This window comes from Vibrio sp. T9 (assembly GCF_003123985.1).
In the GTDB taxonomy this organism is placed as follows: Bacteria; Pseudomonadota; Gammaproteobacteria; order Enterobacterales; family Vibrionaceae; genus Vibrio; species Vibrio diabolicus.
The window spans coordinates 119348-140122 of record NZ_NIGY01000007.1 but is presented as its reverse complement, the minus strand read 5'-3'; the positions used below and the strand labels follow the sequence as shown (position 1 = coordinate 140122).

Genomic DNA, 20775 nt, shown 5'->3' with positions numbered 1-20775 from the left:
TGGCCGCAGGCTAATAAGTTAGTGGTAGAGCGCGTCATTCCAAGAGATAGTTACGGCTCGGCTAGTCTCTGTCCATTGACTGCTATCACGATTTTTCTTCCAGGTATTTTCTGGGGTGGTATACCAGCTACACCAGTCACGACCAAAGTAGTAATTGGTTTTTCGCCAACCTGCAACCAGCTTGACTTCTGATGTATCTAGGCCATCTTGAATATCATTTTTTCGATATACAACACCGACTTGCGGTTTAAAGTCAGAGCGCATCACGACAGGTAATTCGCTATAGTCAATTAAGTTGCCCATGTCACAGCTGGTCCAACGGTACAATAACCAGTCTTTAGGTGGAGTATTGTGGCGGATAGTCTGGTTTTCGATAAGCCAATTAATGCTCTCATTGGTCTGATCAAAATCAGCCACCGTCTGAAATTCTGGTTGATCGTAAGTTACGCGGTTGCTCCAGGAGATACCACCGCTAATATTTGGAGAATCAGAAGCACTGAAGCCAAGATTAAAGTCCAAAGACTCACTGACAGATGCTGTTGCAATAGTGTTTTCTGGAGCATGGCTCATATGACGTAAAGGGGCACCATTTAAATAACTCAGTGCCAGTTTAAAGGCTGTTGGGATTGTGTAACGGTAGTCTCCACCGGTGGCAAAACCATAGATCTGCTCTTTATTCGGTACATTAGTCATGTCGAAACCAGAGCCTCCGTTTAGAAGCAACTTGGCTTCCTTAGCTCCATTCGGCAGCAAAGATTGGTTCCAGACATTTTCTAATGAGTAAATTAAGCGGATTTTCTTCGAGCGTGCATCGCTATCATCGAGCTGTAGCAAGGTCGAAGTGTAAGCTTTTAATGTATCTTCAGCATGTGCTGGAGCTAGAGAACCAAGTAATGCGAGCGCGATAATACTCGCGGAAAGATGCTGTTTTTCCATTGTTGTTTCCTATTAGTCAGCCCATAAAGGTTATTATTAGGTTTTAACAATAACTCTATGGGTGTTTTATAATTATGGACTGGTTATTAATTGGTGCTCAATAATTGAGCGGTGAAATATTGCATCTTGTTTTTTAATAAAAAAAGGAAAAGTATAGATTCGTGGGATTAATGTCTCATAGTTTTTAAATTCACTACTCAACTATAATAAATAAGAATGTAGTTATTAAGTCTTGCCTTTTTAAGTTGTTACTTAATTTTTATTTTCTAATATTATGTTTAAATTTCCTTATTGACAGAAGTGAAATTTACAAGTGTTAACCATGTTATTGTTGAGGTTTTTGTTATGCCAAACTAAGTAAAGTGTCGTTATGTGGTCATTACAGCTTCCTGAATTTAATTTAAATTAAAACAGTGGTTTATGTTTATTTTATTATTGGTTGTTTCGAGCTTCATGTAATAGTTGGGTGACAAAGCTCGTCAATGAAGTTGTCATATTCGTGTATGAGATTATATGTTATTTTAAAACGGAAAAATGAAACTTTACGTTTGAGATGGTAAATATAGGAAAGAAATAAATAATAATCTTTCCGAGGATATAAAATGTAAGGTGCTTTTAATTAAACGAATGCTTGAATAAATTATGGAGTGTGAAAAGTGCTATTTAAGCTACGCTGTCCTATATTCCAGGTAGCGTCTCGTTTATACAATGCGTTTTCTAGGCTTAAAACTGGTTTACGTACTGTTAATCCCTTATCAGTTTCTTAATTACACATATTGGCAATATGCTCGCCAAGTTACGTGTATTGGTGTCAATGAAAAACAGTATCTACGATAATTCCCTCTGGGTTGGAACTCCCACTATGAATTTCTTTCATGTTCAATGTGAAGCAATACCAATATTATTCAACTCGTGAAGCAAGTATAAATAACGGACTGCTCTGGTGTTAGGCACTGCGACCACCGTTTTTAGTACGAACTGTTCGTCGTGAACGCCGCGCAACCTAACGATTGGGAAAACCAAAAAACAAAAATATCCCCATGCACAGAGTTAGGAAAAGTCTGCTTTATCTAAGGAAATAGGATACCAACTCACGATGAATAACGATTTCACATTTGCTATCAAAAGCATTCGTTTTGATGAGAATTACCAACCATCAGACAACACGCGAATCACTACCAACTTTGCTAATCTGGCTCGTGGAAACTACCGCCGAGAGAATCTGCGCAACGCACTCCGAATGATCGACAATCGTTTTAATGCGTTGGCACATTGGGATAATGCGCAAGGTGACCGCTACTCAGTAGAGCTTGAAATCATCTCTGTTGATATGGATATCCAAGGCAGTGGCGAAGCCTTCCCATCAATTGAAGTGCTCAAAACCAACATTGTTGACCACAACACTAACGAGCGCATCGAAGGCATTGTGGGCAACAACTTCTCTTCATACGTTCGTGATTACGACTTTAGCGTTTTGCTGTTGGACCACAACAAAAACCAGCCACGTTTCAGCATCCCAGCTAACTTCGGTGATTTGCATGGCAAACTGTTCAAAGCTTTCGTTAATTCTGAGTCTTACAAACAGCATTTCAAAAAGCTGCCTGTGATTTGTTTGAGCGTATCGGACAACAAAGTATACCGACGCACCGAAAATCAACATCCTGTTTTGGGCTTTGAATATCAGCCGAACGAATCTTCGTTGACGGAGCAGTACTTCAAGAAGATGGGCTTACAGGTGCGCTACTTTATGCCGCCAAACAGCGTTGCACCGTTGGCATTCTACTTCTTCGGTGACTTGTTGAACGACTATTCAAACCTAGAGCTTATCAGCACGATAAGCACGATGGAGACATTCCAGAAGATTTACCGACCTGAGATTTACAATGCCAACGCGGTTGCCGGTAATTGCTACCAGCCAAACCTAAAAAACCTAGACCACTCGCTAACTCAAATCGTTTACGACCGAGAAGAGCGCAGCCAACTGGCGATTGAACAAGGGAAATTTGCCGAGGAGCATTTCATCAAACCTTATCAATCTGTGCTTGAACAATGGTCTGCAAACTACGCGTAATCGACAACGAGAATCTAGAAAGGAATGACGATGAAAACACTATTACCGACTTCAACGGCTGGCAGCTTACCGAAACCTTCTTGGCTGGCCGAACCAGAAAAACTTTGGTCACCGTGGAAACTGCAAGGTGAAGAACTGATTGATGGCAAACGCGATGCGCTACGTGTCGCTTTGCAAGAACAAGAACTGGCAGGCGTTGATATCGTCAGTGATGGCGAGCAAACTCGCCAACATTTTGTGACGACCTTTATTGAGCATTTGAGCGGCGTAGATTTTGAAAACCGTAAAACGGTGACCATTCGCAACCGTTATGAAGCAAGTGTTCCGACTGTGGTTGGCCCAGTAAGCCGCACAAAGCCCGTGTTTGTTGAAGATGCAAAGTTCTTGCGTCAGCAAACTAAGCAACCGATCAAGTGGGCGCTGCCAGGCCCTATGACGATGATCGACACGCTTTATGATGATCATTACGGTAGCCGTGAAAAGCTGGCTTGGGAATTTGCGAAGATCCTCAATCAAGAAGCGAAAGAGCTTGAAGCGGCAGGTGTCGACATCATTCAGTTTGATGAGCCTGCGTTCAATGTGTTTTTCGATGATGTGAACGAGTGGGGCATTGCATGTTTAGAGCGTGCGATTGAAGGGCTGAAATGCGAAACGGCGGTGCACATCTGCTATGGTTACGGCATCAAAGCGAATACGGATTGGAAGCAAACGCTAGGCACTGAATGGCGACAGTACGAAGAAGTATTCCCTAAATTGCAGCAATCGAATATCGATATTATCTCGCTCGAATGTCATAACTCACGAGTGCCTATTGAGTTGCTTGAGTTGATTCGCGGTAAGAAAGTGATGGTTGGTGCGATTGACGTTGCAACCAACGAAATTGAAACGCCAGAAGAAGTGGCGAACACACTGCGAGAGGTGTTGAAGTACGTTGATGCCGACAAGCTTTACCCATGTACCAACTGTGGTATGGCACCTTTGTCTCGTGAAGTATCAACCGCTAAGCTCAATGCGCTAAGTGCGGGAGCGGAGATTGTTCGTAGAGAGCTGTCTGCTTAAGTTATTCAAAATATTTTCCCCTTAGATAAACAAAAAAACCAAGAGCTCGGTTCTTGGTTTTTTTCTTAAAACAGACGTTGTAACTTCGCGCTAGTTCATTTCTAGCTGTCGAACTTCAGGATGCTTTAGCAACATCACACGAATCCAGTGATGCACCACCCACATCACCATCGCGGTGAGCAGAACCGCAACGAAAATCGAGCTGAAACGGTACAAGATCGAAAAGAACGCGTCTTTTTGTTCTGGCACCAACGAGGTCGTCAGCGGAACCGATAGGGCAGACATGGCAGAAAACGCGATAGCCGCTTTAATTTGCCCCTTTGTGAGCCACAAACAGAATGGCCCCATAGCAATGGTAAAGGCGAGCCAAAAGAGTAGCCCATGCCCATACCAACTGCCCAATATGAGCTGAACAGCCATCCCTGCGATGCAGCCTAGTGCGGTGCCGATGATGCGAATTTTTGCCATGGCGAGCGAGCCCGCTAAAGTCATTGGGGTTAGGATGATCAAAATGGAAGCTTGTGCGGATAGCGAGTCATATAAGTCCGCTACTTGGAATACGATAAACGCAGCCATCGCCACTACCCAACCCATAGCAACTTGGCTGATGTAGTCAATATCGCTTTTTACTGGGGTCGACATCTCAATGTGCTCGGCGGGGGATTTTGGCTCCGGGAACAACCAATACGCGAATGCGCAAACAAAAATATTGCTGAACGCCATCACCCACATGTTGACGTTGAACTCTTCAATATCCATGAAGTTATAGCTGGCAAAATTCAACACAATTGAACCCACCAACAGCCCCATGTAACCAAACAAATAGGTTTTCTGGTTCATCATTGCAATGCACTTGAACAGCATCATGATTCCGACGGCAACGGTCATTAATGTTGGATGAAACTGCAAGTATTCCAGCAAAAATGTGGCTTGTATGGTTGTCCACACCGCAGAGAAAAACACGATCAATAAAGCCGAAATATTAAAGTTGTCCATTCTGCCCAATATAAACAGCGGCATCATGATGGCAAAAAATCCGTAAGACCAACCGAAGATCATGCTTAGCGCGAGCCCTAAAGAGCAGCCGAACCAAATTCGTAAGGTTTTCATTGTCGCCGCCTAGTAAATGAAGTGGAACCAGCTAGCGAGGTGAATTTGTGCTTGCGCCATCAACTGCCAGAAAATGCTGTTGTCTGGGTATAAAACAATGGTAGCGCGAGAGCCGACAAACAGTGCTGGTGGCAACTCTTCGCTGCTGGTTAGGTTCACTCGTGTACGCTGCGCATCACGTACCCAGCGGTTGTTCACTTCCACTTTGGTTAGTGCGCCATTAGGCGTTTGTTGTGCGGCTGCTACACCGTAATCGCGGCTAGCTAAAGCAAAGTCGTACACCGAACCTGGGTTGGCATCAAATGTGACCAAGGCGTGGAAAGTCTTGTCTACGTTCGCGACGGATTTTTCACGAAAATCAGCGGCTACCCAGAGTGAACCTGTTGGTACAAATGTCAGCAATGGCATGTTGGTGTTTGCCATCGTGCCAACTTCTAGTTGCAGGTTGGTCACGACACCATTACTGGGAGCGAGTACCGCGGTATTTGCCAAATCAAGTTGCGCCTTTTCGATGCCGTTTTTGGCAATTCGAACGGCAGTGCTTTGACCTTTTTGATCGCCTAATTGCGCCTCAATGACTTTTAAGTTTTGTCTTTCAGCTTTAAGCGCTGCACGTGATACCTGATTTTGGGCAAAGGCATTATCGAGTGTCGATTGAGAGATGACTTTCTGCTTCGATAGTGTCAGTAAGCGGGTGTACTCGCGGTGCGCATTATCAAATGTCGCTTGGGCTCGGGCAATATTGGCAAGAGCGGCTTCGCGTTGAGAATACAGCGTTGCTTCTTTTTCATAAGCGGATTGCAGAGACAGCTTCGCCTGTTCAAGCGCAATCTTGTATTTACGATCATCAATCGTAAACAACACGTCGCCTTTTTGAACGGACTGATTATTTTCGATGAGAACGTCGGTCACTTTGCCATATACCTCGGGCGCGACTTGGACAACGTATCCTTGCACTCGTCCTTCGGTCGTTAAGGGGGCGTGGCGGTCAGCAATGATAATGTACAAAAATAGTACGATGAACAGGACAATCAAAGTTCGCATCCAGTGTTTGAATTTTTGGTCAGCCGTCATTACAAGTTCCGTTAAACATATTGGATAGCGGATTATAGAGAAGTCACTCACAATTCAGTAGAATGATAATACGAACATAAATGACCTAAAAATAGGACAATGAACATTAGTTTTGATGATATTTACCTATTCACTCAGACGGTGGTTCACGGCGGTATAAGTGCAGCGGCAGAGGCGAATCAACTACAACGCTCAAAAGTGAGTCGTCGGCTGCAAGAATTAGAGAAATCGCTCGGGGTACAGCTTTTGATTCGCACAACACGCAGCATTGAGTTGACGGAGCACGGGAAACGCTTGTTTGAGTTGGTGGGGCAGCCTATTGACCATATTCAGCAAGGTTTAAATGCCATGCACGAATATCAACAAGAGTTGACGGGCAAGGTGCGTTTAGCCATTCCTTCTGCATTGATGAGTTCTGCCGCGTTTAACGCGATCATTAGCGAGTACACAACGCGGTATCCGGAGATTTCGGTCGAGATTGAAAACCATCAAGAGAGTGTCGATCTCAAGCGTCAATCGTTTGATTTACAGCTTCTTCCGAGCGTGGTCAAAGTCACCGATGACAGCTATGTGCAGTTCAGTCTTTTGCCTTATCGTAGTCACTTTGTTGCGTCAAAAGCCTATCTAGAATCGCATCCGCCAGTAAAAACGGTGGAAGATCTTAAGCAGCATCGCCTTTTAACTAATCGTTACAATGCCGATTTGCTCGATTCAGATCTGCATGTGGCGTTGCGTTCGGATGACCTCAACTTACTGCGCTCGATGGCGATAGCAGGAAACGGCATCGCGTTTATTCCTCAAATTCATTCTAAGCCTGCATTGCGAGATGGTTTGTTGGTCGAGGTGCTGCCTCAATTCGCGCATCCGAAGCAGCATCTTACTCTGATTTATCCCTCGGCCTTATTTCTGCCCAATAAAGTCAAAGCCTTGATTGAACTGATTCGAGAGAAATTTAAATAGTCAGTTCAAACCACACTTAAATAAGGGCAAATGTGTGAGCGAAGGTCATCTTTCTAGGTTTTATTGCTCTAACATGAAAGGGTTCTGATAGATTAACAGTTGATCAACTTGTTGAGTATGGTTTGTGGTCGCACAAGATAGGAGATGGAAATGTTATCGAAAGGAAACACGGGCCTGATTGTGGTGGATGTTCAGGGCAAACTCGCTACATTAATGCATGAAAGCGACTCACTGATTGAAAATATCACGAAACTGGTAAAGGGTGCCAAAGCACTAGATTTGCCTATTCTGTGGCTAGAACAGAATCCAGAAAGGTTGGGCCCAACCGCAGAGCCGATTCGTGAAGTGCTTGAAAGCACGCATTTACCTATTACCAAGTACACGTTTGATGGTTGCAAAGAGGCGACGTTTAAGGTCGCGGTGGAGAACGCGAAAGTTGATACCTGGTTGGTTTGCGGTATTGAATCCCACATTTGCGTCTATCAAACCGCGGTTTCTCTGCGCCAGTCCGGTTATCGCGTTGAATTAGTCACGGATTGTGTATCTTCCCGAACTGCTGCCAATAAAGCGCTCGCTCTTGCGAAGCTAACCGCTAACGGTGTGGTGCTCACTGGGCTAGAAATGTGTTTGTATGAAATGGTCGAAGATTGCCGAGCACCTGAATTCAAAGAAATTCTGGCGCTCATCAAATAGTGTAATCACTGGAATCAACAACAACTTTATCTGAACACGCTATTCAAATTCTCGTTGATATCTTGGCAACATCGACTCGTTGCCAAGTAACCCGCCTTGGTGAATGTAAATCACCGTTTTATCTGTGTTCTCTTCCAACCAAGGGGTGAGGCATTGCCACATATACGGGTCGTATAACAGGTCAAATTCGAGGTCGGTTTGCTCAAAGAGTGCTTTCCATGTGATGTAATCTTCTTCGTACAAGCGGCCAAAATGGTGTTTGTTGCGCACGGTTAAAATGGTTGGGTGGCTGTTTTCACCGAGCTGGTTGAACTGTTCAGTTAAGTAATCTGCATCGCTTACGCAAGGGCAAGTTAGCACTTCTATGCCGTGTGGGCTTAAATGTTTATGAAGATATAAAGCGGTCGTGCCGGTGCCTGATGGCAGGGCGACGGTAAAATGCTCTTTACCTCTCAATCGCGTCCAATCAAGAATTTCTCGTGCTAACTGTTTGATGCCAGCTTCAGCGAGGTGGGAACGTCCGCCCTCTGGAATCAGCAATGTCGACTCATCTAATCTTCGTACCTGGTGGATGTATTCACTAGGGTGGAGTTCGCTACCGATGTCTTGCATGGCGGTGATTTTCATACCCAAATCGAGAGCGCCGCGATAGTTTCCGATGGGGGAGCTTTTTAGCCAAGATGGAATGTGATGAACATAAAACTCAAATGCCCAACCTTTAATCTGGGCGAGAGCCGCTAGCGAGTACATGGCATTAGATTGAGCGGAGCCAAAGCTTATTAACGTGGTGATGTCGGGATTTTGCTCTTCCATTAACGTCATAAACTTACGTGCTTTGTTCCCAGAGAAGTGGGAGTGGAGCATGTCGTCACGTTTAAGGAAAAATTTGCGCCCATTAAAGCTATGTTGGGTGATAGGACTTTCTAAGAGTTTCATTTCGATGCTGACGGAATAAACCGTGTCACCTTTGCCATTTTAAAAGGTGGCACAGTGTACCCGTTATTGAATGAAGATCAAAAGTATCGAGATCTTGTGTTCTACATTTCTTCGTCTTGCGACTCGCCATCAGTTACCTCGGTTGAAAGATCGATAGTAGCCACGCAGCCGTCATTTGGATGTTTATCAATAGTGAATTGCCAGCCATAACGCCGGCATAAGTCGTCCACAATCATGAGTCCCAAACCATGGCCTTCGGCATCTGGCACGGAAGAGAAGCCTTCGCCTTCATCTCTCACCGACAGTGTGGTATCGGTCATGGTGATATGAATCGTTCCCGCTGACGTGGCTGCAATGCCGTTGCGAATTAAGTTACTCAACGTAATGTTAAGCACTGCAGTAGTCGCTTTGGTTTGCGGATGCCCCAATATTTGTACATTAAATTCCAGCGATTTTTCATCGGCTTGCGCTTGGCTAAGAGCAACGATATTGTGGAGCTCTTGCTCTGAGATGGTTCGAACGGGGCTGTCGTCGGTGTTGCGTTCATATCGAACCAAACCCAACAAAGCATCAACCATGGTCGACATCTGCAAAGTGGCATCTTGAATACGGCCAATCTGACGTTCTTGAAATGACGTACTTGGGCTTCTTGCTAGCAAGCTGCTTGAACCTTTCATCACTGTGAGCGGTGTTCTCAGCTCATGACTGGCATATCGCGCAAAAGCTTGCTCACGTTTGATCACCTGATTGATTTGGCTACGATATTCATTGAGCTGAGAGGCTAACGTTTGGAACTCTTTGGCTGAACCTTCAGGGACAACAAATTTTTGTGTAGTGTCACCTTGATGGCGGTCCAGTTGTGTTTTTAGGGCACTGACAGGTTCAATGAGACGCAGAGAAAGTCTCGATAATAGGCTGCCAAAAATCAAAAGTAACCCGATGACAACCGCCAGTACCATAACGAGAACAAACATGAACTCGTTAGATGTAATTTCTATCTCATCAATCAGAGAGATCAGAATAATAGGATGTTCCTCTCCATCTTGCGTGTAGGTGCTCATGTAAATCATGCGAGTGTCTGGTTCGTCAGCAACTTCAGCGAGAAAGTACTTTTTATCTTGAATGAAGGGTTGATAGAGCTCAGGGACGAGATTGATGTCGTTGTATGCCGTTGTCAGTAAATCTAGTTTGATGATTCCGCTATCAGGATGGTTTCGAAAGTGCTCAATCGCCTCTTTTTTATCGATCATAATACGTCGTTCACCGACGCGATCTTCCGACCATAATAGCGCTCCGCTAACCAATGCGAAGCATAGCAAGCCAATCACAACCGACACTAGAAGGAAGAAGAGTTCAAGGCGTCCGGTTAAGCTTTGTGTATTGTTAAATAAGCGGCGAATCATGCCCCGGGCTCCAATCGGAAGCCGACTTTTGGAATAGTTTTCAAAACGTGCTCTTTGAATGGTTTGTCGAGCTGCCCACGCAATTGATAAATATGGCTACGCAACACATCGTTATTTGGCTCATCTTCTTGCCATAATCGGAAAGCAATCTCCTCACGTGTGACCACTTCTGGCGCGTTTTTCACCAGCATTTCTAGAATCGTGTACGTGGTTGGATTCAACGCCAACAGCTTATCTTGACGGTAGGCTTGATGCGTTTTTTGATCGATAGACACTTCGCCATACTGGAGTTTGGTTGATGCAACCGTACCGCGGTAGCGTTTAATCAATGCAGTCATGCGTGCTTCAAGAATATCGAGATCAAACGGTTTGGTGAGGTAGTCGTCGGCGCCGTGTTGGAAGCCTTTGAGCATGTCGTCTCGGCTATCAAGTGCTGTCAGCATCAACACCGGAGTGTTATTACCTGAATCGCGTAGCTTGTTGCACAGTGTTAGGCCATCCATGCGCGGCAGCATGAGGTCGAGCAAAATGATGTCAAACGCATTATCCATCGCCAGTTTTAAGCCTAGCTCACCGTTGTCGGCATAATCCAGCTGCATGCCAGCACACTCAAAATAATCAAACAACATTCCCGCTATTTCACGATTATCTTCTACCAAAAGTACACGCTTCATTTATTCTTATCCAATCTCGATAAATTCGAATGTTGATCTTAACGAACATTATTCACTATAGGTGTGAAAAAGTTGTCGACGATGATTTTCTCACCTTTGTGTCGGTTTTCAATGTCTAGCTTGAATACCGTCTTATTATCCAAGTAAATCTACGATCTTTTGTTCATATCTATCAATTTCTCTTGATGTATAAATGGGGTAGATTATTTGATTCTGTTAACTCTATATAAAACATGAAGATACTAAATTATTTATGTGACCTTGAGCACATTGTTAGTAATTACTGATTTTTTACTGACTCACTCATAGAAAAAGTTCTTACTTCTCTTAAGTCCCTTTTTTAATTATGGCTATTGCTTTTAAATACAAACGCTTAGATTCTCCTTTTTGAGATAATTCAATTAAATCAATGGCTTCATGTATAAGCGAAAATCTGCATTATTTTATTTTTATTAATAAAACTACATTTTCTGTTCTTGCTCTGTTCATAAATGAAAGCCTTCCATTAACTTTACTTGTTTAAAATCCATGATCCTTCCAATGCTTAATGCCAGATAAAAATCAATTTGTGAGGCGATCATGTTTAACAGTATACGCACTCGAATTGCTGTCAGTGCGGGTGGGGCAATGGCCTTCACTCTATTGATTGCAATGGGTATGACAACCAATGCGTTCACTCAAGTGAATGAACAAATCACTACAAAAGTAAAATCTCAACTGACCGAAGCCACCACGACCGACCTGAGTAATACGGCGATTCAGCAAGGGCTGAATATTTCCAACCAGTTAGAACCAGTGTTGGCGAACTCAAAGCAAGCGCGTTCAATTATCGAATTAAGCGCAGAGACGACCGCGACGCCAGACATTATTGTTAAACAGTTTATTGCGTCACTAGAAGCTCAGAACAAAGCTGTGTTTGCTGGTTACATGGTATGGGAAAAGCCATCGTGGGTTGAGCAACGATTCAAGACAAAAGCCTTGGCTTTAATAGCGAAGGCTACTTAGCGCCATTCTTTTCGCCAAATTCGCACAACAGTTTTGATGTCGTGGCGATGGATAGCTTTAGCAATACTGAATTAAACAACAACGGTGAGCGTAAAGACGATTGGCACTTGATGCCTTACGAAACGGGCAAAACGTTCGTGATGGAACCGTACATGTATCCGGTTCGCGGCAAACAAGAACTGATCACGACCATCAGCCAACCAATCAAGTTACGTGGCGAGATCATCGGCTCTCTCGGTTTTGATTTGTCATTGAACGAGTTACAAAGCCAAAGTGAAGATTACGCGAGCGACTTGTTTGATGGACAAGGCCGAATTCTGATTTCTTCGTGGAAAGGCATCACACTGGCGAACAGCAGCCAAGCGGATCAAGTGGGCAAGAAAGTTTCTCATGAGTTGGCGTCTCAATGGGCTCGTATTCAATCCATTGCGAAACAAAAAGGCGCAGGCCTTGTGACGTTTGGCGGGGATGAGTATGCGATTACTGCAATTGAAACCAGCGATGCACCTTGGATCGTTATGGTGTCGGTTCCCAGTAGCTTCCTTAAAAAGAACGTGGATGACTACGAGCGATGGAGTGAAGAACAAAGTGCAGAAGCTCTTGAAAAGGGAGTGTGGGCAGGGATTATTGCGGCTCTGATTGGTATTGTTGCGATGACGATGATCGCGACCTCGTTGGGCAAAGTGTTAACTAACTTAGTGGAGCGTTTTAAAGACGCAGCACAAGGCGAGGGCGACCTAACTTACCGCATTGAGGTGAAAGGTAAGGACGAAACCGCCCAACTGGCGCACTGGTTTAATACCTTCCTCGCTCGCATTCAGGAAATGCTTTTAACCGTAATGGCGACGGCAGACCAAGTTGATAAAAACGCAAGTGAAGGCCATGCTCGCGCGGCGGCTTCGAGAGATCAACTGAACGTTCAAGTGAACGAAGTCAACTCGCTAGCAACGGCGATTAATGAGATGAGCGCAACCGCACAAGAAGTGGCAAATTCTGCGGTACAAGCAGCAGCGGCGGCAAGCCAAGTTCAAAGCAATAGCGCGAATGGCATGTCGCGTATGGACAATGCTGCAAGCGCAGTGGATAACCTCGCTTCGCAAGTGAATGATGCACAGCACCAGACGCAGAATTTGGTGGCTTCAAGCACGGCGATTCAGGGGATTCTGAGTGAGATTGGTGGCATTGCCGATCAAACCAACTTGTTGGCTCTGAACGCTGCGATTGAAGCTGCGCGTGCTGGTGAAGCGGGTCGTGGTTTTGCTGTGGTAGCCGATGAAGTCCGCAACCTTGCAACGCGTACACAAGGCTCGACAGAAGAAATTCGTGCAATGTTGGCTCGTTTGGAGCAAGAAACGCAATCAATCGTCGTGTTAATGGAGCAAAGCCAGAAGCAAGCGGTGGATACCAAAGAAGAAACACAAGCAGCGCAGTTGGCGTTGGCCGAAATAAACCAAGCTATTGAAGTGATTAATGATATGAATAATCAGATCGCTTCAGCGGCAGAAGAGCAAAGTTCGGTGTCGGAAGAGATCAACCGTAATGTGGTTGTGATTAATGATACGGCGATGGAAGTGATGGATACCATGTCATCTTCTGTAGCGATCAGTAACGAACTGACAGTAAAAGCCAGTGATCTTCACGGTGAGTTGAGTAAGTTCAAGTTGTCTTAATCAAGTAAGTGAGAGAGTTTAACCCAACTTAAAACGTTTACTTCTCACAAAAAAAAGGCTCCAGAGTTACCTCTGGAGCCCTTTTTAATGCTTGTTTTGAACTATGAAGCGGGAGTGGCTTGCTGTTCACCAGTTGCTTTTAAGCGTTCGATTTCTGATTCAGTTTGCCACTTACCGTTGTAAAGGTATTCACGCTCAGGAAGCGGGGCATTTGACGCCCTTAAATCAAATACCTCATCGGTTTGATATTCTTTACTACAAACAGGAATACTAAAGAGCCTTGATTCTGGCTTTGCTTCAAACAACTTTTTATGGTCATCGACCTCGGTACAATTCAGTTTGTAGACCTTTGACAGTTGCGCGACCATGGATTCTAAATCCGCTTCAGTTTTAAAGAAAACATAACAATCGAATCGATCTTGTGAGCGAAAGATAGTCTTATGAGCAGTATCTCGATATCTGCATATGTCATGCTTAAAATAGAACTGGATCACTTTCCTTTTCTTGTTGTAGTCCGCAAAAAGCCAATCTTCTCGTTCGCCCACTTTAACTTCTGTTCGTTCATCAGGCTGGCGTTTTAACATACCAAATGAAAGCAAAATGAAGGCACCTGCTCCAGCTAACGCCATCGGACCAACCAGTGCTACCATAATCACACACACCACTGCACCTATCCAGCCAACAGCTTGCGTAGCGGTATTTACCCATTTAGGCATATTGCGACGCTTTTTCATCACAAAGCCTTTATCTGAAAAAATGTAGTCATATCGATAATCGAGGCCAATCGTAAGGTAAAAAGCTCCAGACACCATCACCGACAAAATAAAAGAAAAAATAGTTACGCCAACCGTGTCACTCGTGTGTATAAACAAAGTTAATAGGAATGGGGCGATCACAAATGGAAACGCAAAAAGTTTAAAGTAATAGCGAAATGGTTCCTCTACATCATACTTATGCCAAGTTGTTACATTATCACCTGCGAGTATTTCCTGCTCTTGCGCCTCTTGATAAACTGCTAATTCTTCTGGGGTGACGTAAAATGGTGAATATGCCAAGGGTTACTCCTTAAAACCTAATGTGCCAACAACTGAGGTGAGTGACTTTTTAATGATGTTTTGTTTGGTATTGTCTGAAATTACGCTATGAGTTGCACTCTGTTTTACGCTATTTTGGAACCAATACTCACGCTTTGATGGGGCATCATCTTCCACATCATACGCTACTTGCATGGCAAGGTATTGATCGGTCTCTTTAATCGGCAATGTTACCTTATACACCAGTAACTCTTTGCTAGCTTGGCTCTGTGTTTGTAGCGTGACTAAATCTGCGTTTTGATACCAAGAGCCGGACGTCAAATCATCTTCTGTTGCCTTGGTGTTGGTACTCACTGTAACACCATTCGTTGCAGCACGATGTGGCAGCTGAATATGCACTTCCAAGCCAACTAGCTCATGATGCGTATAGCCTGGATAAGCCTGTATTTTTTCAATAGGCTGATGGTATACCGTTGGCTGTTGAATAATAGATTGTAAGTCAAACAGTGCTTGTTGCACCAATGCTGAATTGTGCTTCTCTCTTTCGGGCAAGCTTGCAGATTGGCTCCACTGAGTACGACTCGGGTGATAACCCCAAGGCAGTTTATCTAACCATTTTTGGAAATCATCTTGTTTCAGTTTGTTGAGTTTATAATTGATGGCTAGGTATGTAACTGTAAGAATAACTAAAGCTGCCGTTATTGGGCCTCCAAAAAGTAAGTTAGTCGAAAAAGTACCAGTAGAGGCTCCTACGAACTGAAACGCACCAATCGCACCAGTTAAACCAAGCGTTACGGTATTTGCTAAATACAATTTGCTTTCGAGACCATAAACGTCATCTACACTCTGCCAAGAACGGTAAGCCTCAATACCTGAAGCCAGCGCTCCTAAAGCACCTGTAATCGCGAGCCATTTATTAAAAACTTTTAAGTCATCTAGAATCAGGTTTTCAAAGCCTTTTGTATTTCTGTCTACTAAATTTTTAAGAGTTTTTAGCGAATGCTCTCTGAGCTCGTCACTGCCCTTAACCTTATCCCATAGTTTCCCAGTACGAATGCCCGTCCAAGCTCCGGCAGTGTAAAAAAGCTTTTGTTGAATATCTAAGAAATCATCTTGAGACATGAGCCCTGTTTCTTGAATACTGTTCATTGCATCAGCAAGTGCGAGGCAGTTAAAAATCAGAGCTAAGAAGCCTAAACCACCCACATCTTCAAACCGTTTCTTAAGGTTGTTTAATCTGTTATCCCATATGTCTTTACGCATTTGAATTGTTGCCTCAAGTACGTCATCTGGAAGTTCTATATACTGTGGGTATTCCAACGTCGCAACGGCTAAACTTTTTTGAAGGTGCCGTTGTTGTTTTAAGGCTTGTTTATATTGTTGTTTTGATACTGTTTTATCGCCTTTATTAAAAGCAGCTATAATGGCCTTGTTTTGGTTTGAGGCAACCACTCTTTTATCATGGTTAGACTTCCAATCACCAAAACCTTGCGCATAGTTTTTATTGATTTTGACAGCAGTATTGGTAGCTAAACGTTCAGCGAACACTGCTCGCCAATAAAAGCTATTTCGAGTTAAAGGCTTTGAGAAAACGGGCATGATTAGAAGTGAAGCTTGAGAAGTAAAGCTAACTCCTAATTTTAGTGCACTCTTCATTATTGCGCTGTTTGCGGCTTTGAAGATTATATCTAGTTCCTTAAATCCTTTCGCGATGTCTTTTAAAAACTCGGTTTCTGCAGTATTTGGGTTAGAAATAAAGTCCATTACTTTTGCATACATACCCACACGATTACTTGCTGCCGAAACGTAGTCCATAAATTGTTTGTCTGAGCTTTCAGTGTCTGGAACAATTTTGGCGACGTCTACTTCACCTACCTGATTTGAAACTTGTTCAGGAATTAACTTCTCCACTTGTTTAAAGAGACTACGACTAAATCCGGAAGTGTAGAGAGCGAGTAAACTGGTTGGTTTCTCCCATTGGCTTTCTGCCCATTGGCGGTCTTCTTCTTGCATCACCAGAGTAAATGACTCAACGGCTTGCTTGTGCAGTTGATACAAGCTGTACTGCGTGTCTTCGCTGTATAGGTCGAAGGTTCTCTCGAGATGATGAGGTGTCAAGGATTCCATTACAGCAATAAAATCCCTTTTTACCCAGACAACTTGGGCTAGCAAGGTTTCTTTTTGTTCTGACAGCTCTTGCATTTCGCTCAGCATTTGCTTCCAGTTGAGCTGCTTGCGCCAGCGTTCAGTCGCTATCCATTGTTCGTATTTACCAAATCGACTCGCAGAAATTCGATATTTGTCCTGTATTGCTTTGGCAATGTCACTTTGGGTATGTTGGTGTGATTCAATCGCTCCAGCGGAAAATTTAGCAGGATAGCCTGATTGAACTGAGCTTTTATTCTGCTCTGCCAAATCGAGTTGACTGGATGAGTCATAATATTCTGCCATGTCGGTATAAAACGACAGCTCTTCACTGTTACGTTTAACGCTAGCTGGCATGTCTATATTGTCGCTTGCCCCGAACATGCACAGCTGCATGGCGGTCTGCATTAAGTTCCACTGGTTTGAAAACTGGTCAATGAAAAGGCGGTAGGGACTTGCAGCGCCAACAAAATGCAGCGACATATCTTGAATGTCTGCGGCGTAATCTTTTATCGCGACGAAGTAGCCCGATTCTTCTTCTGGAATTGAAGAGGTTAAATCACTCTCGGCTGCGACAGGTTTAAAGATAGAACCATCTTCATCAGCTTTGGTAGTGATGCCGGAATCCGCAAAACGCCCATCATCAACGGCGGAAGATTCAATATCAGCCACTTGAGTTAATTTATCTATTGGGGCAATGTTGTGCTGATTCTCGTTTTCAGACAGAACAATGGTTTGCATGCGATCGATATGATTACTCGGATTGTTAAGTACTCGCATGAACGTGTGCCATGTCCACCTGTGCTCAGAGAAACAAATCGATAGTACGCTTCCGTTGACGTAAGTAAGGAAGGGCTTTGCATCTTGTGGTGTCCCACGCTGTTCTGATTTTGGGCTTTCTGACTCTCCCAACTTATAGAGCGTGAATTGCGTTCCTTTGATTTCGTATTCGTCTAAGCTTTTGTTAATTGAATCATAGACATACAGCCAACCGTCGCGTAGTTGACGCAGGGTGTAGCCAACGGTATTGAGTTTGGCTGGGCCTTGGCCTTTCCATTCTTCTGGCAAACCAAAAGGTTGTGTTTCTTCCGTTTCTAGCTGATCGATGGCGTAGCGAACAGGGATGAAGTGTGCCGGTAAAGCCTCTGTTGGTTCTTTCTCGTTTTTTAAATTGAGAGGTTCTGGTTCTGACGGCGGTGGCGGATCGATTTTTTTTGTTTCTCCCTCCCAAAACATACTGCGCTTTGGGGGTGAGCCTGCAAGATCATCGGATTCCGTGGTTGGAACGATATTCAGCGATTTCAACGTGCCATCGCTTTCAAATGCCTGAACGGCTTCTTCGTGGGTATAGCTGTTGTCGTGCCAGAACATCGAAGTTTTTGGAGGAAGTGGATTACTCATCGTTAGCCCATGTTTAAGAGTTTTACTCTATTACGCAAATATCGAACCAAAATAAAGCAATTAAAAATCAATGAGTTAGTTTTCTATTATTTTTCTTCAATCAAATAATTGTTTGTTTTTCCAATAAGTTGGTTGGTGTTTACCATTTTTTGTATTGATTGAATCAAAGTTTGAGTTGTGAGTGATACCTCAATGAACCGACAAAACAAAAGGGCTCCAGAGTTACCTCTGGAGCCCTTTCTAGTATTTAAGTGCTAAAGAATTAACGACGCTTTGGTTTACGTTGACCAGCTGGTTTGCCTTGTCCTTGTGGGCGACCTTGACCTTGCGGCTTGCTGCCTGCCGGGCGGTTTGAACCGTTTCCGCTGGGGCGTTGGCCGTTGCTAGCAGGGCGTTGACCACCTTGTGCTTTGCCAGAACCGTTACGGTTGCCAGATGGTTTACCATCTTTTGAACCGCCTTCAGAGCGTTTGTTCAAATGACCACCGAAGCCCGGTTGGTTTTTGGTATGTTTGGTTGCAAAGCGGTTTGCCCCGTGACGACCAGATTTACGACGTTGTGCAGGTGTTTGTGCTTCAATGTCTTCCGCAGGAACGAGACAGCCTTGTTTGTCACCAATCAAATGTTTTTTACCCATGCTGATTAGGGCTTCACGGATCATTGGCCAGTTTGCTGGATCGTGGTAACGCAACAGCGCTTTATGTAGGCGACGTTGACGTTCACCTTTTGCTACAGGTACATCTTCACGTTTTTTATACTTCACTCGTTTCAGAGGGTTTGTCTCTGAGTAGTACATCGACGTTGCATTACACATCGGCGATGGGTAGAAGTTTTGTACTTGGTCACACTCGAAGTTGTTTTTCTTCAGCCACAGAGCAAGGTTCAGCATGTCTTCGTCTTCTGTGCCTGGGTGCGCAGAGATAAAGTAAGGGATTAAGTACTGCTTCTTACCCGCTTCTGCGCTGTACTTCTCGAACATCTCTTTAAAGCGATCGTACGTGCCCATACCCGGTTTCATCATAAGATCAAGAGGGCCTTTCTCTGTATGTTCCGGTGCAATTTTCAAGTAACCACCTACGTGGTGAGTCACGAGCTCTTTCACGTATTCTGGTGATTCAATCGCAAGGTCATAGCGTACGCCAGATGCGACCATCACTTTCTTCACGCCTTCTACTTTACGCGCCTCGCGGTATAGGTCGATGGTGTGTTTATGGTCTGTATTTAACTTGTTACAGATGCCCGGGAATACACAGGATGGACGACGACAGTTCGCTTCCGCTTTTGGATCTTTACAGCCCAGACGGTACATGTTTGCAGTCGGCCCACCAAGATCGGAAATTGTGCCGGTAAAGCCCGGAACTTTGTCGCGAATTTCTTCAATTTCGTTAATGATTGACTCTTTCGAGCGGTTTTGAATGATTCGGCCTTCGTGCTCGGTAATCGAACAGAAAGAACAGCCACCAAAACAACCACGCATGATGTTCACAGACGTTTTGATCATGTCATACGCTGGAATTTTCGCTTTGCCGTACATAGGATGAGGAACACGCGCGTAAGGCAGGCCAAACACAAAGTCCATCTCTTCGGTCGTCAATGGGATTGGGGCTTGGTTTACCCAAAGTTCACGATCACCATGGCTTTGAAGTAACGCTCGACCAGAGTACGGGTTTGTTTCTAAATGCAATACACGACTTGCGTGGGCATAAAGAATGCGATCGTTTCTTAGTTTTTCAAACGAAGGTAAGCGAACCGCAGTTGTCGCAGCATCGTGGCGTGATGGGCGAATCGTGATTGGTTGTGCAACTGGCTCATCTTTTTTAGTTTCACACTGAGTTTCTACTTCGTATGGGTTCTTTGGTACGAACGCTTCTTTACGAGGTTTTTCAATGCGAGAAGAATCGATAACCGTGTAGCCTTCTGGCGCGGCTGGCAAGTTCACGGCAGTACCACGAATATTAGTCATGGTGCTGATGTCTTCGCCATTTGCGATGCGATGCGCTACTTCTACAAGTGCACGTTCTGCGTTACCGAAAAGTAGGATGTCTGCTTTTGCATCAAATAGTACCGAACGGCGAACTTTATCTGACCAGTAATCGTAGTGTGCAACACGGCGTAGGCTGGCTTCGATACCACCTAAAACAATAGGTACTTCTTTGTAAGCTTCACGACAACGCTGAGAGTAAACCAAAGTCGCGCGGTCTGGGCGTTTGCCACCTTCGTTGTTTGGTGTGTACGCGTCATCGTGACGAAGTTTTTTATCCGCGGTGTAACGGTTGATCATGGAGTCCATGTTACCCGCAGTGATCCCGAAGAACAGATTTGGCTTACCAAGCTGCATGAACGCATCTTTGTTTTGCCATTCTGGTTGAGCAATGATACCGACACGGAAACCCTGCGCTTCTAGCAGACGGCCAATGATAGCCATACCAAAGCTTGGGTGATCTACGTAAGCGTCACCGGTTACGATGATAATGTCACAGCTATCCCATCCTAGGGCGTCCATTTCTTTGCGACTGGTCGGCAAGAAAGGTGCCGTACCAAAACACTCTGCCCAGTATTTTTTGTACTCATGAATAGGAGTGATGTTATTGGTCATATTTTGCT

Annotated in this window: 13 protein-coding genes and 1 pseudogene; 5 read left to right on the top strand and 9 right to left on the bottom strand. The window is 44.4% G+C overall.

Annotated features, from left to right (window positions below):
• Nucleotides 1-18: 18 nt before the first annotated feature.
• Complete coding sequence (locus CBX98_RS15555) at nucleotides 19-936, bottom strand: leukocidin family pore-forming toxin (protein ID WP_053809756.1); 918 nt, start codon at nucleotides 934-936, stop codon at nucleotides 19-21.
• Nucleotides 937-2032: 1096 nt separating this feature from the next.
• Between CBX98_RS15555 and CBX98_RS15550 the strand changes: the two genes are divergently transcribed.
• Together CBX98_RS15550 and CBX98_RS15545 are read left to right on the top strand one after the other, a co-directional pair.
• Complete coding sequence (locus CBX98_RS15550) at nucleotides 2033-3007, top strand: DUF1852 domain-containing protein (protein ID WP_005457949.1); 975 nt, start codon at nucleotides 2033-2035, stop codon at nucleotides 3005-3007.
• Nucleotides 3008-3037: 30 nt separating this feature from the next.
• Nucleotides 3038-4066, top strand: a complete 1029-nt coding sequence (locus tag CBX98_RS15545) for a methionine synthase (protein WP_109169719.1) — start codon at nucleotides 3038-3040, stop codon at nucleotides 4064-4066.
• A gap of 90 nt (nucleotides 4067-4156) precedes the next feature.
• On the opposite strand, the gene CBX98_RS15540 is transcribed toward CBX98_RS15545, so the two are convergent.
• Both CBX98_RS15540 and CBX98_RS15535 read right to left on the bottom strand, forming a co-directional pair.
• Nucleotides 4157-5176 carry a DUF2955 domain-containing protein gene (locus tag CBX98_RS15540; protein ID WP_025521488.1) on the bottom strand — a complete coding sequence of 340 codons (1020 nt, stop codon included), beginning with the start codon at nucleotides 5174-5176 and terminating at the stop codon, nucleotides 4157-4159.
• 9 nt (nucleotides 5177-5185) lie between these two features.
• Nucleotides 5186-6250 (bottom strand): HlyD family secretion protein, encoded by a 1065-nt coding sequence (locus CBX98_RS15535; protein ID WP_109169718.1) that lies wholly within the window; start codon nucleotides 6248-6250, stop codon nucleotides 5186-5188.
• Between the two features lie 99 nt (nucleotides 6251-6349).
• On the opposite strand from CBX98_RS15535, the gene CBX98_RS15530 reads away from it, so the two are divergent.
• Both CBX98_RS15530 and CBX98_RS15525 read left to right on the top strand, forming a co-directional pair.
• Nucleotides 6350-7210 carry a LysR family transcriptional regulator gene (locus CBX98_RS15530; protein WP_065646066.1) on the top strand — a complete coding sequence of 287 codons (861 nt, stop codon included), beginning with the start codon at nucleotides 6350-6352 and terminating at the stop codon, nucleotides 7208-7210.
• Between the two features lie 150 nt (nucleotides 7211-7360).
• On the top strand, nucleotides 7361-7903 hold the full coding sequence (locus tag CBX98_RS15525) for a hydrolase (RefSeq protein WP_069539933.1): 543 nt from the start codon (nucleotides 7361-7363) through the stop codon (nucleotides 7901-7903).
• 39 nt (nucleotides 7904-7942) lie between these two features.
• Here the strand turns inward: CBX98_RS15525 and CBX98_RS15520 are convergent, their stop codons facing one another.
• From CBX98_RS15520 to CBX98_RS15510, 3 genes are all read right to left on the bottom strand, one after another.
• Nucleotides 7943-8839, bottom strand: coding sequence for a 1-aminocyclopropane-1-carboxylate deaminase/D-cysteine desulfhydrase (locus CBX98_RS15520; RefSeq protein WP_109169717.1), 897 nt, complete (start codon nucleotides 8837-8839; stop codon nucleotides 7943-7945).
• Nucleotides 8840-8940: 101 nt separating this feature from the next.
• Complete coding sequence (locus CBX98_RS15515; RefSeq protein WP_109169716.1) at nucleotides 8941-10242, bottom strand: HAMP domain-containing sensor histidine kinase; 1302 nt, start codon at nucleotides 10240-10242, stop codon at nucleotides 8941-8943.
• Nucleotides 10239-10916: a response regulator transcription factor gene (locus CBX98_RS15510; protein ID WP_109169715.1), complete on the bottom strand. Its 678-nt coding sequence runs from the start codon at nucleotides 10914-10916 to the stop codon at nucleotides 10239-10241. The genes CBX98_RS15515 and CBX98_RS15510 overlap by 4 nt, the downstream gene beginning before the upstream one ends.
• A 579-nt stretch (nucleotides 10917-11495) precedes the next feature.
• On the opposite strand from CBX98_RS15510, the pseudogene CBX98_RS15500 reads away from it, so the two are divergent.
• A pseudogene (locus CBX98_RS15500) lies at nucleotides 11496-13591 on the top strand (methyl-accepting chemotaxis protein).
• Nucleotides 13592-13692: 101 nt separating this feature from the next.
• Here CBX98_RS15500 and CBX98_RS15495 read toward each other — a convergent pair.
• The 3 genes from CBX98_RS15495 to CBX98_RS15485 form a co-directional block, all read right to left on the bottom strand.
• The gene (locus CBX98_RS15495) at nucleotides 13693-14646 is read right to left on the bottom strand and encodes a hypothetical protein (protein ID WP_048625730.1); all 954 of its coding nucleotides are present in this window, start codon (nucleotides 14644-14646) and stop codon (nucleotides 13693-13695) included.
• Nucleotides 14647-14649: 3 nt separating this feature from the next.
• Entirely contained in the window at nucleotides 14650-18171 is a 3522-nt protein-coding gene (locus CBX98_RS15490; protein WP_109169714.1) for a T6SS effector BTH_I2691 family protein, read from the bottom strand.
• A gap of 262 nt (nucleotides 18172-18433) precedes the next feature.
• Nucleotides 18434-20767: a YgiQ family radical SAM protein gene (locus CBX98_RS15485; protein ID WP_109169713.1), complete on the bottom strand. Its 2334-nt coding sequence runs from the start codon at nucleotides 20765-20767 to the stop codon at nucleotides 18434-18436.
• Nucleotides 20768-20775: the final 8 nt, after the last annotated feature.

What these genes read in the sequence shown, in the direction of transcription:
- CBX98_RS15555 (WP_053809756.1), bottom strand. Translation starts at nt 936, where the DNA reads ATGGAAAAACAGCATCTTTCCGCGAGTATTATCGCGCTCGCATTACTT.
- CBX98_RS15550 (WP_005457949.1), top strand. Translation starts at nt 2,033, where the DNA reads ATGAATAACGATTTCACATTTGCTATCAAAAGCATTCGTTTTGATGAG.
- CBX98_RS15545 (WP_109169719.1), top strand. Translation starts at nt 3,038, where the DNA reads ATGAAAACACTATTACCGACTTCAACGGCTGGCAGCTTACCGAAACCT.
- CBX98_RS15540 (WP_025521488.1), bottom strand. Translation starts at nt 5,176, where the DNA reads ATGAAAACCTTACGAATTTGGTTCGGCTGCTCTTTAGGGCTCGCGCTA.
- CBX98_RS15535 (WP_109169718.1), bottom strand. Translation starts at nt 6,250, where the DNA reads ATGACGGCTGACCAAAAATTCAAACACTGGATGCGAACTTTGATTGTC.
- CBX98_RS15530 (WP_065646066.1), top strand. Translation starts at nt 6,350, where the DNA reads ATGAACATTAGTTTTGATGATATTTACCTATTCACTCAGACGGTGGTT.
- CBX98_RS15525 (WP_069539933.1), top strand. Translation starts at nt 7,361, where the DNA reads ATGTTATCGAAAGGAAACACGGGCCTGATTGTGGTGGATGTTCAGGGC.
- CBX98_RS15520 (WP_109169717.1), bottom strand. Translation starts at nt 8,839, where the DNA reads ATGAAACTCTTAGAAAGTCCTATCACCCAACATAGCTTTAATGGGCGC.
- CBX98_RS15515 (WP_109169716.1), bottom strand. Translation starts at nt 10,242, where the DNA reads ATGATTCGCCGCTTATTTAACAATACACAAAGCTTAACCGGACGCCTT.
- CBX98_RS15510 (WP_109169715.1), bottom strand. Translation starts at nt 10,916, where the DNA reads ATGAAGCGTGTACTTTTGGTAGAAGATAATCGTGAAATAGCGGGAATG.
- CBX98_RS15490 (WP_109169714.1), bottom strand. Translation starts at nt 18,171, where the DNA reads ATGAGTAATCCACTTCCTCCAAAAACTTCGATGTTCTGGCACGACAAC.
- CBX98_RS15485 (WP_109169713.1), bottom strand. Translation starts at nt 20,767, where the DNA reads ATGACCAATAACATCACTCCTATTCATGAGTACAAAAAATACTGGGCA.